This window comes from Bacillus sp. Bwzl_19, assembly GCF_054900515.1.
On sequence record NZ_CM142729.1, the window covers coordinates 1,925,127 to 1,938,598 of the forward strand.

At 44.5% G+C, this 13,472-nt stretch carries 17 protein-coding genes and 1 pseudogene; 8 read left to right on the forward strand and 10 right to left on the reverse strand.

Annotated features, from left to right (window positions below; all coding sequences use genetic code 11):
- Window positions 1-149: 149 nt before the first annotated feature.
- From ACW5MY_RS10095 to ACW5MY_RS10105, 3 genes are all read right to left on the reverse strand, one after another.
- Window positions 150-1,283 carry a conserved virulence factor C family protein gene (locus ACW5MY_RS10095; RefSeq protein WP_013352607.1) on the reverse strand — a complete coding sequence of 378 codons (1,134 nt, stop codon included), beginning with the start codon at window positions 1,281-1,283 and terminating at the stop codon, window positions 150-152.
- A gap of 69 nt (window positions 1,284-1,352) precedes the next feature.
- A complete protein-coding gene (locus tag ACW5MY_RS10100; RefSeq protein WP_013352608.1) occupies window positions 1,353-1,958 on the reverse strand; it encodes an HD domain-containing protein in 606 nt (201 codons plus the stop codon).
- Between the two features lie 11 nt (window positions 1,959-1,969).
- On the reverse strand, window positions 1,970-2,452 hold the full coding sequence (locus tag ACW5MY_RS10105; RefSeq protein ID WP_013352609.1) for a glutathione peroxidase: 483 nt from the start codon (window positions 2,450-2,452) through the stop codon (window positions 1,970-1,972).
- A gap of 282 nt (window positions 2,453-2,734) precedes the next feature.
- Between ACW5MY_RS10105 and metA the strand changes: the two genes are divergently transcribed.
- The 4 genes and pseudogenes from metA to cspD all read left to right on the forward strand — a co-directional run bounded on the left by metA (window position 2,735) and on the right by cspD (window position 5,426).
- A complete protein-coding gene (gene metA / locus ACW5MY_RS10110) occupies window positions 2,735-3,640 on the forward strand; it encodes a homoserine O-acetyltransferase MetA (RefSeq protein ID WP_013352610.1) in 906 nt (301 codons plus the stop codon).
- A 224-nt stretch (window positions 3,641-3,864) separates the two neighbouring features.
- The gene (locus ACW5MY_RS10115) at window positions 3,865-5,007 is read left to right on the forward strand and encodes a diglucosyl diacylglycerol synthase (protein WP_289393681.1); all 1,143 of its coding nucleotides are present in this window, start codon (window positions 3,865-3,867) and stop codon (window positions 5,005-5,007) included.
- Between the two features lie 91 nt (window positions 5,008-5,098).
- Window positions 5,099-5,210 (forward strand): annotated as a pseudogene (locus tag ACW5MY_RS10120) (hypothetical protein); the annotation flags it as partial.
- 15 nt (window positions 5,211-5,225) lie between these two features.
- Complete coding sequence (gene cspD / locus ACW5MY_RS10125) at window positions 5,226-5,426, forward strand: cold-shock protein CspD (protein ID WP_003153604.1); 201 nt, start codon at window positions 5,226-5,228, stop codon at window positions 5,424-5,426.
- Window positions 5,427-5,477: 51 nt separating this feature from the next.
- Here the strand turns inward: cspD and ACW5MY_RS10130 are convergent, their stop codons facing one another.
- A complete protein-coding gene (locus tag ACW5MY_RS10130; protein WP_013352612.1) occupies window positions 5,478-5,660 on the reverse strand; it encodes a hypothetical protein in 183 nt (60 codons plus the stop codon).
- Between the two features lie 161 nt (window positions 5,661-5,821).
- Between ACW5MY_RS10130 and ACW5MY_RS10135 the strand changes: the two genes are divergently transcribed.
- On the forward strand, window positions 5,822-6,079 hold the full coding sequence (locus ACW5MY_RS10135) for a DUF2564 family protein (protein WP_462061605.1): 258 nt from the start codon (window positions 5,822-5,824) through the stop codon (window positions 6,077-6,079).
- Window positions 6,080-6,105: 26 nt separating this feature from the next.
- Here the strand turns inward: ACW5MY_RS10135 and ACW5MY_RS10140 are convergent, their stop codons facing one another.
- Window positions 6,106-6,288, reverse strand: a complete 183-nt coding sequence (locus ACW5MY_RS10140; RefSeq protein ID WP_013352614.1) for a zinc-finger domain-containing protein — start codon at window positions 6,286-6,288, stop codon at window positions 6,106-6,108.
- A gap of 2 nt (window positions 6,289-6,290) precedes the next feature.
- Window positions 6,291-6,962, reverse strand: coding sequence for a ribonuclease H family protein (locus ACW5MY_RS10145; protein WP_013352615.1), 672 nt, complete (start codon window positions 6,960-6,962; stop codon window positions 6,291-6,293).
- An 81-nt stretch (window positions 6,963-7,043) separates the two neighbouring features.
- On the opposite strand from ACW5MY_RS10145, the gene ACW5MY_RS10150 reads away from it, so the two are divergent.
- From ACW5MY_RS10150 to sspL, 3 genes are read left to right on the forward strand one after another with little or no spacing between them, the layout of a single operon-like run.
- Window positions 7,044-7,724 (forward strand): queuosine precursor transporter, encoded by a 681-nt coding sequence (locus tag ACW5MY_RS10150; protein ID WP_013352616.1) that lies wholly within the window; start codon window positions 7,044-7,046, stop codon window positions 7,722-7,724.
- A 6-nt stretch (window positions 7,725-7,730) separates the two neighbouring features.
- Window positions 7,731-8,123, forward strand: coding sequence for a reverse transcriptase-like protein (locus tag ACW5MY_RS10155; RefSeq protein WP_014470262.1), 393 nt, complete (start codon window positions 7,731-7,733; stop codon window positions 8,121-8,123).
- A gap of 51 nt (window positions 8,124-8,174) precedes the next feature.
- Complete coding sequence (gene sspL / locus ACW5MY_RS10160; protein WP_003153575.1) at window positions 8,175-8,303, forward strand: small, acid-soluble spore protein L; 129 nt, start codon at window positions 8,175-8,177, stop codon at window positions 8,301-8,303.
- Between the two features lie 5 nt (window positions 8,304-8,308).
- Here the strand turns inward: sspL and ACW5MY_RS10165 are convergent, their stop codons facing one another.
- The 4 genes from ACW5MY_RS10165 to dynA form a co-directional block, all read right to left on the reverse strand.
- Window positions 8,309-9,196 carry a 5'-3' exonuclease gene (locus tag ACW5MY_RS10165; RefSeq protein WP_013352618.1) on the reverse strand — a complete coding sequence of 296 codons (888 nt, stop codon included), beginning with the start codon at window positions 9,194-9,196 and terminating at the stop codon, window positions 8,309-8,311.
- A 94-nt stretch (window positions 9,197-9,290) separates the two neighbouring features.
- The gene (locus tag ACW5MY_RS10170) at window positions 9,291-9,434 is read right to left on the reverse strand and encodes a hypothetical protein (RefSeq protein WP_013352619.1); all 144 of its coding nucleotides are present in this window, start codon (window positions 9,432-9,434) and stop codon (window positions 9,291-9,293) included.
- A 76-nt stretch (window positions 9,435-9,510) separates the two neighbouring features.
- Complete coding sequence (locus ACW5MY_RS10175; protein ID WP_014470260.1) at window positions 9,511-9,768, reverse strand: YpbS family protein; 258 nt, start codon at window positions 9,766-9,768, stop codon at window positions 9,511-9,513.
- 67 nt (window positions 9,769-9,835) lie between these two features.
- Entirely contained in the window at window positions 9,836-13,417 is a 3,582-nt protein-coding gene (gene dynA, locus ACW5MY_RS10180; protein WP_013352621.1) for a dynamin GTPase, read from the reverse strand.
- Between the last annotated feature and the right edge of the window lie 55 nt (window positions 13,418-13,472).

The following is a 13,472-nucleotide window of genomic DNA, read 5'->3' on the forward strand; positions in this document are numbered from 1 at the left end:
TTTATTTCTTTCAGAATATCGATAAAAACCCTCCAACAATTAATATTGTACTTACTATATAGAGTTTTGAATCATTTTTCAACAATATTCTAAATAATTTTTATAAAAAGTGAATTCAAACAAAAAAGGTGCACGGCGCACCTTTTTTGTTATAACTGTTCTTTTTTTCTGCTTTCAGTCATCTGTTTCCAGACTGAACCTTTCGCCTCTTCTCCGTGCTCAATCCGTTCAATCGCCATTTTGACTTGCAGGCTGACTTCGAATTCCGGATCGTCTTCCGCCGCTTTTAATGCTTCAAGCGCGCTTTCATCACCGACTTCATATAAAAACATGGCCGCACGCCAGCGCACGAGTTTGCTTGAGTCACTGAGCGATTTCATCATTGCCGGGATGGCGCTCGCATCGCCGATATCCGACAGGCAGTCACCAGCCGTTCTTCTGACCGTCACCGTTTTGTCTTCAAGCGCTTTGTATAAAAGCGGAAGCACAGACGGCTTTTCAATCATTCCTAAATAAACGACGGCTTGTCTTCTAATCGAGGTTTTCGGATCATGAAGCGCCTTTTCCAACACAGGTAAATCGTCTTCATCCGGATCCATTTGCTCAAGATGGGCATATCGCTGCTTCCAGTCTTCATCATCAAGCATATCAAGTGTCACTTTATAAGCCTTCCGCTGCACTGCCGGTTTGGCTTCACCCTTTTGCTGTGCAGCTGCTTCTGTCAAGCGTTTGAGCCGCTCATCACTGTAAGCAGCCTGAAGCTCTTCTGTGACATCGTGCCCGATTTCGGTAAAATCTCCGAAGCGGACGCCTTGTTCTTTCCAGGCGCGCTCAAATACAACATTTGATGCTTCGGAACGCAGCTTTAATATGGCTTGTTGAAAACGTTCCGGAAGACCGAACCGTTCTTCACGTTCGCCGTCTGTCAATTTGACCTGCATCGGAATTCCGCTGAACATTTGTACGAAAACCTTCACTTCACCGAATGATTCCTGTTCAGAACGGCTTTCAGACTGCTCTGTTTGTTCCATTCCGAAGGCAGATCGGACTTGCGGCAGAATTTCTTTCCAGTCAAAACGGGCGTTTCTCTCCACAGCCAGGAAATCGGCAACATGATAAACACCTTTTACTCCCTCAATGTTTAAAATATCACGTACGACGGCCGGAGCACCTTCTGTCTGGTCCAGCTTGTAATTATTGCTTTTGCCTGCCGGAAGCTCTTCAGTCAAAATCACTTTCATCGTATTGGGACTCGGCGTCGGTTCTATTGATTTAATCTTCATATTGGGTCCTCCTATGCACAATCTGACACTTATTCTAACATAGTCGGCACAAGCGTTCTATTGCGCCGCTTAGCTTTTGTCCACGGCCTCTTTTTGAATCCGGGCAACAAACTGCAATAGAAATTGATGCCGCTCCTCTGCCAAATCGGCCCCCGTTTTTGTATTCATTAAGTCTTTAAGCGTGATTAATTTATCCTCTATATGAGCCAGCACACTTGTTGGAGTTCCGTACATCGGATGACCCTTCGCGCCGGCAAACATAAACGCCCTGCCGATGCCCGCAGCGCCGATCGCATCAAGCATGTCTGCATCCTGAACAACTTTCCCCTCCAATGAAAGCGGCCGCTTTTTCAGCAGTTTCCTGTGTCTGAATGACATCCTCGTGATAATATCCGCGATCTCCTGAATGGGGCCCTCCGCGATGTTGAAAGCAGCCAGCCGTTCTGTTACTTCGCCTGCCGTCAGCCTTTCGCTTTCATCGAGCTTGGCATCAATGAGATCATGAACCAGCGCGGCCGCCTCAGTGACAAATAAGTCTGCGCCTTCTTCCTTTGCAATATAAACAGAAAGGTTTACGACCCGGGAAATATGAAGCCAATCATGTCCCGTACGTTCATTGATAAGCTTTTCTCTGACCCAATCCCTGACGTTTTCCAGCTGCTCTTTTTCGTTCACCGTATCACCTCTTATCGGGCCAAAAGCCTCTGCACCGTATCTTCAAGCTCTTTCGGATTGACGTTTGAAGAAAAACGCCCTTTGACATCACCGTTTCGGTCCACAATAAACTTAGTGAAATTCCATTTAATCGCCTTTGTGCCGAGCATCCCCTTCGCTTGCTCTGTCAGATATGTGAAAAGAGGATGAGCACCTGCTCCATTGACATCAACTTTCGCAAACATCGGGAATGTGACTCCGTAATTTTTCACACAGAACTCCTGAATCTCCGCCTCGTCTCCGGGTTCTTGGTTCATAAATTGGTTGCAGGGAAATCCTAATATTTCAAGACCTTCCTGCTGATATGTATCATAGAGCTCCTGAAGCTGCTTAAGCTGGGACGTGAATCCGCATTTGCTCGCTGTATTCACAATGATCATCACTTTGCCCCTGTATGCCGATAACGTTACGTCTTCGCCTGTTATGGTCCGTACGTTTATATCGTAAATTGTCATCTGCGGCCCTCCTTCTTTCATTCTTCATTTATTTTACCTGTTTTACACTGCAAAACAAACGGAAAGCGCTTTTTCCTTCCATTTAACGGTAAACGCTTTTTTCGCGGAACCAAACGTCTCTTTACCCGTCATAATAAAGAGCCGCTCCGATTTTATGCCCATTTGCCCCTTTTATCCTGTCATTATGCGCTAATTGCGGTTTATTACGCCGGGATGGATTGAAAAATGGCTTAAAAATTTCTATAATGAAGAAAATTAACGGGGAATAACGGAGGTGGCATGTTGCCTATCAATATACCAAATCATCTGCCGGCTAAGCAGGTGCTTGAAAGTGAACACATCTTTGTAATGGATGAAAGCCGGGCTTTTCATCAGGATATCCGGCCGCAGAAGATCGTCATTTTAAATCTGATGCCGAAAAAAATCCAAACGGAAACCCAGCTGCTCAGGCTGCTGGGGAACTCGCCTTTACAAGTTCACTTTACATTCTTAATTCCGAGCACACACACTCCAAAAAATACAGCAAGGCAGCATTTGGATGAATTTTATACGGAATTTTCCAGCATCCGCCACAAACGGTTTGACGGAATGATTATTACCGGGGCTCCGATTGAGCACCTGCCGTTTGAAGATGTTTCTTACTGGGAAGAATTGAAGGAAATTATGGAATGGAGCAAAACGAACGTCACTTCAACGCTCCATATCTGCTGGGGCGCTCAAGCCGGTTTGTACTACCATTACGGAATTGAGAAAGTGGAGATGCCGAAAAAAATATTCGGAGTGTTTGAGCATACCGTTCTTAAAAAACATGAGAGATTAGTAAGAGGATTTGACGAGCTATACTATGTGCCCCACTCACGGCATACAGATATTAATACGGAGCAGCTGCAAGCGGCTTCGGATCTGGATGTGCTGAGCGTTTCTGAGGAAGCCGGGGTCTGTTTAATCGTATCAAAAGACGAAAAGCAGATTTTCTTAACGGGACACCCGGAATATGATACCGATACGCTTCTTCAGGAGTATGAGAGGGATATAGAAAGAAATCTTTCAAACGTAGAAGCTCCTAAGCACTATTTTGCACCCGGCGGGAAAGAACCTGTAAACCGCTGGAAAGCTCATGCGACGTTATTGTTTATGAATTGGCTGAATTATTATGTATATCAGGAAACCCCGTATGAATGGGATTAATTTTTGTTTTGAGTGATACGGTGACAAAAATATGATAAAATACTCTTGATTCAGTATGGGTATAACAAAACTTTAAAATACTGGAACATATCAATTAAATTTAGTTTAAATATGTTGCCGCGCTTATTATAAAATGATGTACTTGTGTTATGTTTATCTATAGACAATAACTCCTTACGATGCATGAAGCTTGCTTGTTGTTGATTACATTGAGGTGAATTTACTTGAATACCAATAAAAAAGTATTAATTTTGACTGCAAATTACGGAAACGGGCATGTTCAAGTGGCCAAAACGCTCTACGAACAATGTCTCCGTCTCGGCTTGAATGTGACGGTTTCCAATTTGTATCAAGAGTCAAATCCGATTGTTTCAGAGGTTACTCAATACCTTTATTTAAAAAGCTTCTCAATCGGGAAACAGTTTTATCGTTTGTTTTATTACGGAGTTGACAAAATCTATAATAAACGCAAATTCAATATTTATTTTAAAATGGGAAATAAACGTTTAGGCCAGCTCGTCGAAGAGCATAAGCCGGACATTATTATCAATACATTTCCGATGATTGTCGTACCGGAATACAGACGGAGAACCGGAAAAGTGATCCCGACGTTCAACGTTATGACCGATTTCTGCCTTCACAAAATCTGGGTTCATGAAAATGTTGATAAATATTATGTCGCCACCGATTACGTGAAGGAAAAACTGATTGAAATCGGCACTCATCCGAACAACGTAAAGATCACAGGCATTCCCATCAGGCCTCAATTCGAGGAAACAATGCCAAAAGAGCCGATTTATAAAAAATACAATCTCTCTCCCGACAAAAAAGTTCTTCTTATTATGGCGGGAGCGCATGGTGTGCTGAAAAACGTAAAAGAACTGTGCGAAAACCTCATTCATGACGATCAGGTGCAGGTTGTGGTGGTATGCGGCAAAAACAGCTCGCTGAAAGATTCACTCAGCAGCCTGGAAGGTGACAATACCGACCGGCTGAAAGTGCTCGGCTATGTAGAAAGAATTGACGAGCTGTTCCGGATTACGGACTGCATGATTACAAAACCAGGCGGTATCACACTGACGGAAGCGACAGCGATCGGCGTACCGGTCATTCTGTACAAACCGGTGCCCGGACAGGAAAAGGAAAACGCCATTTTCTTTGAAGACCGCGGTGCGGCTGTCGTGGTCAACCGCCACGAAGAAATTTTAGAGTCTGTCACCTCCCTTCTTGCCGATGAAGAAAAGCTGAACCGGATGAAGGACAATATTAAAAGCCTTCATCTTCCCAACTCTTCTGAAGTCATTTTGCAGGACATTATAAAAGAATCTGAACTGATGGCCGGGAAAGCAGATATGGCATTATCATAAAGAAAAGCACACGAACGCTCGTGTGCTTTTTATTTTTTCCGTATAAGGTTTGCTGCTGGAAAAATAAAGATAAAAAATAGGGAGCAGCCGCTTGACGCCCGCTCCCATTTGGTGTATAGTTGAACCATCATTTAACAACGTTTACATACGTACGGTTGGATGATGACAAAATTTTTTTTAGCACGAAGGTGCTACAGTACTAGGAGGAATTAAGCAATATGCAAAACGGTAAAGTAAAATGGTTCAATAACGAAAAAGGATTCGGCTTCATCGAAGTTGAAGGCGGAGACGATGTATTTGTTCACTTCACTGCTATCGAAGGAGAAGGATACAAATCATTAGAAGAAGGACAAGAAGTTTCTTTTGAAATTGTCGAAGGTAATCGTGGACCTCAAGCTTCTAATGTTGTAAAACTCTAAACTCAATACATGTTGATCAGATGACAAATAGAGGAGAGGCGTATGCCTCTCCTATTTGATTGCCGTCTGAATCTCGATCGCTACAAGATTCTGCTTGCACCGCTGCTCGATTTCTTCAATTTGTTTCTCCATTGACGGCATTCCTTTTTTCGCCATTTCCGCTAAACTTCCCAAATCACCGTATATTTCTTTAAATGTCTGCTGAAGGATTTTTTTTAAATCATTATCATTCACGGCTGGTTTTTCCCTTCTCTCCCAAGATACCCTGAATAATAGTAAATAAGACCTAATTAATCAGGTTCAATAGTTATATCGGCTTATTTTCTGTATTTTTTTCTATTTTTCGTACATATTTCTAAAAAAAATCTCCAAACTATTCACGGAGGTGTTTTTTAATGGATTCTGAATTTTTTCCGAACGGACTGACGGATAAACGCCAGCTTGAATTAGCGGTGGAAACGGCCCAGAAAACAACAGCAGCGGCTACTCGGGGACAAAATTCCACACTGCTTGAATCTGCTTACCAGGCGATTCAGGATGCGAGAACGATGTCACAATCGAGTGAGCTGCAAGCTCTCGACCAAGATTTCCTGCAGCAGCAGCGAATGCTTCTGGACGATTGCCAGCATCAGCTCGATGAATTCAAAAAATAAAACCGCAGAAGCTGCGGTTTTATTTTTTATTGATTTGTCAGCACCTTGCCGTAGGCTTTCAGCTTCTCCCCCACTGTGCATTGATTGATGCAGAAAGAATGTGCGTACGCTTTTCCGAACTCCTTACGGAAATGCTTTTTCACGAAGCAGTCTTTGCAATATTCATCCTGAAGCTCTGTCAATTCTTTATAAATGCTTTTTTTATCCAATATCAGTCATCTCCGTTACCATCTAATGTTATGCGGCTTTCAATCTGCCGGCCTGAAAGAATTTTTTTGGCAAGGTCATCCGCTTCTTGATTTTCCTTTCGGTTTACGGCTTCATATGCCGGTGTCAGCTTTAAGGATTTGAGAAGCGCTTCAATTTTATCGAGCCATTCATTTTGCGTTTCGTCATAGCACGGCCAGCTGCCGTCAAGCTGATGCAAAACGACGAGGGAATCCCCTTTTATCGTGATTGAATTTCTGCTTGCGCCAAGATCCTGCACTTCCTTAAGCGCTTCGTACAAAGCGGCATATTCCGCCTCATTGTTCGTTTGAAGCGTTAGGCTTTTGTTTTTCCGCACGCGGTGGCGCTTGCCTCCGAGAGAGTAATACACGACAATTCCGAGTCCGGCGAGGCCGCTTTTTTTGTCAAAGCCGCCGTCGAAATACACCGTAATGTCGTCAGGTTCTTGCGCAAGCTCTTCAGTAAGCTTTTCCAGCTCTTTAAGCGTCCAGCTTGCGCCTTTTTCATCCTCAAAATAAATGTCTTTTATATAAGGAAAGCGGCTGACTTCTCTTGCAAGCATGCGCGCTTTCGGAACGGTCAGCCAATCTTCTGAAAAAAACGAGACAGGGCCTGTTCCTTTTGCTTCTATTTCGATATACGGCTTAAGATTCATTGAAATCACCTTACCATTCATTAGTTGACGGGCGTATGCTATAATCAAACCATTCTCAAATTGAAAGGAAGTCAGCAGGTTTTGTTTAATGATGTATTATGGATTTTATTTGCGATCATTCATTTTATCATTGTTCTTTTGTTTTATAAAGGATTTGGCAAAACGGGCCTATTTGTATGGATCGGTTTCGCCACGGTGTGCGCCAACTTGCAGGTTGTCAAAACAGTTGAGCTGTTCGGGCTTACGGCGACATTGGGAAATATCATGTACGGCACCGTTTTCTTCGCAACGGATGTGCTGAATGAAAAATACGGTCCCCGGGAAGCGCGCAAGGCCGTCTGGCTCGGCTTTTCCACTTTGCTGGCTTTGACATGCGCCATGCAGGGAGCTCTTTTATATAAACCGGCTGCTTCAGATATCGCGCAGCCTGCCCTTGAGACGATTTTCGGTTTTCTGCCTCGTGTTGCGCTCGGGAGCCTCTTGGCTTTTATTTTCAGCCAAACGATAGATGTTTATGTATATTCCGCCATTCGGCGAATCTTTCCTTCAGACAGGCTTCTCTGGCTCAGAAACAGCGGAAGCACGGCGCTCAGCCAGCTGCTGGATACATTTATCTTCACTGCCGTCGCCTTTATCGGCGTTTATTCCGCGGGAGTGTGGTTCAGCATTTTTATTTCAACTTATCTGATTAAATTTGCGGTATCACTCATTTCTGTCCCTTATGCATATGCGGCAAAACGAATGACACCGAACGGAGAGTGACGGATGATGCCCGCTGAAATTTATGTAGACGGTGCGAGCGCCGGAAACCCGGGCCCGTCCGGTATCGGTATTTTCATTAAGCATGACGGGAAAACAGAATCTTTCTCAATTCCGATCGGCGACCATTCAAACCAGGAAGCTGAATTTCTCGCCTTAATTGAAGGAATGAAGCTGTGTGCCGCCCGCGGATATGAGTCGGTGTCATTCCGGACGGATTCGGATATCGTGGAGCGGGCCGCAGATCTGGAAGCGGTGAAAAACAAGACTTTCCAGCCGTTTGTTGACGAAATCATCCGATTAAAGGCCGGATTTCCATTGTTTTTTATTAAGTGGATTCCGGGCAGACAAAATCAAACAGCCGATCAGCTTGCAAAAAAAGCGATTCGGCTGAATAAATAACCGGAATGAAATTGTGTCTTACTGTTCATCCTACAAATGAGGTGAACAGCTATGAGAAAAGAAAATAAAGGCCGGCTGACCGGAGGCGTGAATCCTCAGGGAAATATGGAGGGAAATGCGCACAAAGACCCGAAATCAGCCCTTGAAAACAACGCAAAAAAAAGCAATACAAAACGCTAGAGGGATCAGCTGATCTCTCTGGCGTTCAGCTTTTCGAGCATTCTTTCAATTCCTTTTATCTGGTGGCGTCTGAGCATGAGAGCTGCCTCTTCCATCTTCAATGAAAAAAGCGCTTCTTCAAACGTACAGACTAACGGCACTTCGCAATGTATTTCAGCAAGCTGCCTTGACAGCTCCAATTCTTTTAAGCTTTGCTGAATTTTTGTTTGCTGGCCCTTCGGTAGTAAAGAAAGACTTTCTAATAAACGGTCAATGTTTTCATACTCACGGATCAGCTTGTACGCCGTTTTTTCTCCGATGCCTTTAACACCGGGGTAGTTGTCGCTTGTGTCTCCCATCAGCGCCTTTATGTCAATCAGTGCTTTTGGCGGAACCCCTGTTTCTTCTCTGAAAATTTCCTCTGTATATACTTTATAGTTGCCGATGCCCTTTTGCAGCAGCGCTACTTGAACTTGTTTATTCAGCAATTGAAGCAGGTCTTTATCACCCGTTACGATTGTAATTTCCGCTTCACCGGAAAATAAGGCAGAGAGCGTGCCGATACAGTCATCCGCTTCATAGCCTTTTATGCCGATATTTAAAATACCGAGTTCAGCTGCCGCTTCCTTTGCTAAATCAAATTGCGGAATCAGCTCAAGCGGCGGTTCGCTTCGATTGGCCTTATAATCCTGAAACAAATCATTACGGTACGTTTTGCTTCCCATATCCCAGCAGCAGACGACATGTGTGGGCTGAAACGTTTCAACCGCCGTAATGAGATGCTTTAAAAAGCCATTGACGCCGTTTGTCGGAATTCCGTTTTCATTTATCATAAAATTGCGATGAACGGCCGTCGCGAAAAATGATCGGAATAAAAGCGCCATGCCGTCAACGAGCAGTAATTTGTTATTCATATATCGAAACTCCTTCTTTATTCAATGTTCCTATTTTACCAAAGAAGGCCGTAAAAAAACAGCATCCTCCCTTTTGGAAGATGCTGCCGCTTCGTCAATCACCGTGTCTTTTATTGCTTGCCATCAGCTTTTCAGCTTCACGGCCGGCATAGGAATCAAATTTTTGTCCGAAGCCGTTTTTCTTTTTGGCATTGTTATTCTGCTGAGCATTTCTGTTTCCCAGTTTTGTTCTGCCCATTGTCGTATCCCCCCTTAGAGAAGATACGGATAGTATGCGCAGTATGCGCTGATGCCACACGCGGCATGTTCATCCATTACTGTCTGCTGACGAATTCTTTTACCATCTCTTCAGTCACAAAACGTCTTGCCGGCACAATGCCTTTTTTGGCCAGCTGGTTCATTTTTGCGGTAATTTCATTAATGGCGTCCGTCGTGAACGGTTCATTTTGTCTGCATTTGAGAACGGCTGCTTCAATGGCTTGTTCACGCTGATATTCAAGCTCTACAAATGACTTGACGTGATGATGCTGTTTTGCGGAGTGTGCTGAAATTGCTTTATGGACTTCTGACATAAAAGGTTTCATCTCGCTTTTTTCATTTTAGTCTACCACGACTGTTATATACCCGCCAACCTGATTTTTAAATTTTCAGCATTTCATCTTTCTTTTTCCATGCTTTTTCGGCCTCATAAAGGTACTCAATTTCCCCAGCATTGGTGTTCTCCGCAAGCCCCTGTAAATAAGTGTCCCGCTGCTCGCGGATCTGCGACAGGCTTTTATCCGCCATATCTTCTTGCAGACGGCGCACCTGCTCAGTATAGCGTGCTGAAAGGCTTTCTTTCTCCTGCTCAAGCCATTTTTCTGTCACTTTTTGCAGGCTGAGCCTGAGTCCTTCCACAAATGCCGCTTTTCCGTTCTGTTCAAAAAATTGCTTCGGCGATTTAACTTCTTTTACGTGATGAGTGAATGCCGAGGCGTCAATTACCGGAGCGACCTCTTTCAGCTGAACGGCAAATTCGTTTTCAGCGCTGACATAAATGGAGAAATCCCCGTCTTCCATAAGCTGCTTCCGGCAGTTTTCCATCCATTCCGCAGTCATATGGCGTTCAATAAAGCCGGTCATCCGGATATCGAGTGTCTTCAGCTCTTGAATGTATTCAAAACGGAATTCCTTGAGCGCTTCCTTGAGCGCCGCTGATATATTCTGTTTCCAATCACCGTTTTGAAGGCCCGGATGGAAAGCGGTTTTCAGCATATCATTCGCATAAAACGACAGGCGGTGTTTAATGTGATAAAGCTGTTCTTCCGTATCTTTCATCACTTTTCGAATGATGACCTCAGACGTACGGCGCTTTGAAATAGCGGCAAGAGCTTTTTCATAAGAAGACTCCAGACGCTGTTTCTTTTTTTCTTTTTCTTCTGCCGACTGGTGAAGAGATTCGTGAAGCTGTTCCACCATATCGCACAATTTGTCAGCTTCTGTTTGCAGCTGGGCGCAGCTGGCCCTCATTACATCTTCTTCAATAAAGTGCGCAAGTCCGGTTCTTACATCAGAGAACTTGTTATAGAAAGCTTCTTTTTGCCCCGCAAGCTCTTCTTTACTTGACACATGAAATAATGTCGGCCGGTTAATTCCTTCTTTAGAAAGTTCAGAGCGAACGTAGTCTTTGACGGTTTCCAGCTCGCTTTCCGTTTTCGCCAGATCGGCGGCGTTAATGACAAAAAACATTTTATCCATGCCGAATGATTCTTTGACGAGGCCGAGTTTCTTCAGAAAAGACCTGTCTCCTTTTGAAAAAGAATGCTGATAGTACGTCATATAAAAGAAAGCGTCAGCATCTTTTATATATTGAAAGGCAAGCTCCGTGTGGCGCTTGTTGATACTGCTTGCTCCCGGCGTATCAACGATGGTGATGCCTTTTTGCGTGAGAGGGCAGTCATAATATACGGTGACTTCTTTCACACAGCAGGCCGTTTTTTCTTCAGCTGCGTACGGTTTTAAATCTTCAACCGGCACCGTCAATGTCAGCCTTTGACGGATCTGCTCTTCATACGTATGAAACGCCTGAAGCATCGTCTGAATCACCGGCGTAAGATCTTCCGGCACTTTTCCCTTTTTAATGGCATAATTCCATCTCTCGTTCAGTGAACGCCCCTTTACGTCAGCATCCTTCAGCTCTGTCAGCTGAAGCATTTCAGCGTCAAGCTCCTCTTCCGTTTTAAAAACGATCTCCGCAGATTTATGCGGTTTGCCGCCTTGCGGTTTGGTTATTTTGTTGATGGTGGCCGTTGTCGGCGTCGGTGATGAAGGAAGCACGTATTCACCGACAAGCGCATTGGCAAAAGACGATTTACCGGAACTGAAGCCGCCGAATAACGCCAAAGTAAATTGGCGGTTTTCAAGCCGCTTAACCCTGCTTCGAAAGGCTTCTGCCTGTTTTCCTAACAGGCTTGATGAGTCAAGAATCCCGGCAAGTTCATAGAACCGATCGACCTGCTCTTTTATGGGAAGTTCCTTTATCGAATTTTTCTCAGGCTGGATTACTTCATGATGTAGAGTCTCTTTTGGTTTCTCTTTTTGGACAGGCGCATTCGCAAGGCGTTTTTTTCGCAAATACCAGTCGCTGCTTTCCGTATCATAGGCCGATTCTCCTTCCCACAAAGCGCGGACGCGGGCGGCTTTTTCTTCGGCATTGCGTTCTTCTGTTGCCGATAGCGCGAGCTCATCCCTTATCTTCCTCTCTTTCTCAAGTCGTTTTTTCAGGCTCTCTATGAGCGGTCCGTTTTTTGCCTGAATATAAGCGGTCAGCTCCTCAATAAGTTCCGCCGTCTGTCTTTTGGCTTCCCGTCTGATCATTTCCGCGAGGTCTTTCGTATAGGTTAATACGTATTCAGATGAAAATGCCGCTCCCTGCTTAAGGGCCTGAGCGGTGATATCGCCAGAAAGCGGTGTGCGGTACGCCTGTATTTTCTTGATCAGTTCGTCAGATTCCGCTTCATACCGCTTGGCCGCTTTCGTAAATGTGTCGATAATATGCCAATCCGCTTCCCCTTCCGTTCTTTTTTTGATATCGGCAAAGAATTCAGCCTGCCTTCTCTCTTTTTCCGCTGCCGTTTTCGCTTTTGAAAAGAAAAGTCCGGTTTTGAATGAGGGCTGCTGCGATTCGATATAAGCAGATGCAAGCTCCCTCATCTCAAATGGTGTCAGATTAGCGTTTTGCAATATGTTCTGTACGTCGTTTCTGATGTCTTTCTCTGCTGTTTCAGCCTGTTGAATGGTATTTTCAAGCTCAGCTTCGACAGAACGGACGAGTGCTTCTTGTTTGTCAAACAGCTCTTGGCCGCCGCTATTATCATCTTTTACGAGCATGTCTGTATGCTCTTTGACTAAGCGGGCGACCTTTCGTTCCGTTAAGGACCATAAATTTGCTTTTGCCTGCTGTTTCAGCTGCTGCAGATGTTTTTTCAGCTTTTCAATGCCGTTTAAAGGATGATCAGGCTCTGTGACAGACGTAAAGAAAAGCGATTCCTTCGGTATTCCCGCGCCTTCGAGCATATCTTCCACCTGTCTCCGGTACTCTTCAAACTTCGTCTCGTTTTCATCATGCCTGTCAATTTGGTTGACGATCAGAAACAGATTCGGAGTACGGTCTTTAATGGAGCTGAGAAACAGCATATTTTCTTCTGAATGAACATGATTATAATGGACGACGTAAAATAAAGCGTCTGCCTGGTGAAGAATCGAAGCGGCTGATAAAAAATGCGCCTCGTCCGTCGAATCAATCCCCGGTGTGTCAATGTAGGCCGCATGAGGCTCTGACTCCTCAAAGCCTGCATAGACTTCCACCGTCTCAATTTGCTCACCGTCTTTACAGAATTGCTGCACTTGTTCTTTATCGTAACTTCCTTTGATTTCTGCATAAGCCCCGTCAGTCGTATGAAGCACGACTTTATCTGCACCGTGCCGGATGACAACAAGGTTGGCGCTTGTGGGAATCGGGCTTGTCGGCAGTATGTCTTCACCGAGCAATGTGTTTAATAGAGAGGACTTTCCCGCCGAATAATGCCCGGTAAATGCGATATAAACCTCTTCATCAGCCGCTTTTTTCATAATGGCCGCGAGCTGATCGGCCCGTTTTTCATCCTGATGATCCAAAAATTGTGCGTATAAGGCACCCGTTCTGCTGAAAATCTCCCTGTTATGGCGTTCTGCTTCTGTCATGTGTCTTTACCCCTTTGTGTCTGTCGCATCAAATGACGTTTTCGTTTTTAGAAAG